Source organism: Klebsiella sp. C360 (assembly GCF_048822415.1).
GTDB classification, from domain to species: domain Bacteria; phylum Pseudomonadota; class Gammaproteobacteria; order Enterobacterales; family Enterobacteriaceae; genus Klebsiella; species Klebsiella quasipneumoniae.
The window spans coordinates 1-926 of record NZ_JBMEZZ010000055.1 but is presented as its reverse complement, the minus strand read 5'-3'; the positions used below and the strand labels follow the sequence as shown (position 1 = coordinate 926).

The following is a 926-nucleotide window of genomic DNA, read 5'->3' as shown; positions in this document are numbered from 1 at the left end:
CCAGGTTCTGATCCTGCGTCGAGACGCGCGCATAGCCAATCAACATGGCTTGTCTCGCGCCCGGTCGATGCGTTCCTGCATCGCCTGCATCACTTCTTCGTGGGTGTACGATCTGGCGTTGGCGTCGGTGGCTTGCCGCAGGGCTTCCTCAACCTCGCGCGTCATCCGCTCGTAATCCTCCGGCCACAGCGCTTGCTCCATGCGCAGCGACGCCTGACCCAGCAGGTGCAGCAGGCTGAACAGCCGCATGTCGTTGGTGGCGACGATGCGCTCCCGAATCTGCTCCTGAATAGCTTCGCTAGCCCGATGCGCTTGTGGTGTGGCAGTCCCCTCGTAGTCAGCGGGGAATTCCGCTTCCTCGGCAATCCTTGCCCAGGCGCTGGCCAGCGCCTCGATGGTTGACGTGCTCATTTCCGCCGCTCCTGTGCTCTTTGGCGAATCAACCGGCCAAGGGGCCTCGACGCGAAAACCAGCAGCATCACGCCTATCGGATACCAGGTCGAGAAGACCACCAAGGCATCGAAGGCTGGCCGTCCGGTGTTGGTAGGCAGTACGGCGGTCACAGCCATCAACCCGCCGACCGTCCAGATGATGCGCCACACGTAGGGCATCACGCGGGGCACGTAGCCGTCATCGAAAGCGGTCTGGTAGTAGCGGCGCAGGCCGCGCTCGGCAAGCGCCTGGCGCTGCCGCTCCGACAGCGCATCCGTCCGGCCATACCAGCGCCGGAATGGTGGACAGCGCAGCAGCAAAGGGGTGAAGAGGATCATCACCGCCACGATCGCGACACCCCACGCCATGACGGCGCCGGCATCGGGCCGCTTGGCGTTCTCGATCACGGGCGCGAAGACGCCCGGAGCACCGATCATCCAGAACAGCGCAATGTGCTGATGGAAGGAGAGCTTCATTTGCTCATCCACTTGCGC

At 63.8% G+C, this 926-nt stretch carries 2 protein-coding genes; both read right to left on the bottom strand.

Annotation, left to right across the window (positions count from 1 at the left end; translation table 11 throughout):
• Positions 1-39 precede the first annotated feature (39 nt).
• Entirely contained in the window at positions 40-411 is a 372-nt protein-coding gene (locus ACOI7D_RS27805; RefSeq protein WP_003100853.1) for a hypothetical protein, read from the bottom strand.
• Positions 408-908 (bottom strand): hypothetical protein, encoded by a 501-nt coding sequence (locus ACOI7D_RS27800; protein ID WP_003100856.1) that lies wholly within the window; start codon positions 906-908, stop codon positions 408-410. The genes ACOI7D_RS27805 and ACOI7D_RS27800 overlap by 4 nt, the downstream gene beginning before the upstream one ends.
• Positions 909-926: the final 18 nt, after the last annotated feature.

Coding starts and splice junctions, on each gene's coding strand:
- ACOI7D_RS27805 (WP_003100853.1), bottom strand. CDS start 411: ATGAGCACGTCAACCATCGAGGCGCTGGCCAGCGCCTGGGCAAGGATT.
- ACOI7D_RS27800 (WP_003100856.1), bottom strand. CDS start 908: ATGAAGCTCTCCTTCCATCAGCACATTGCGCTGTTCTGGATGATCGGT.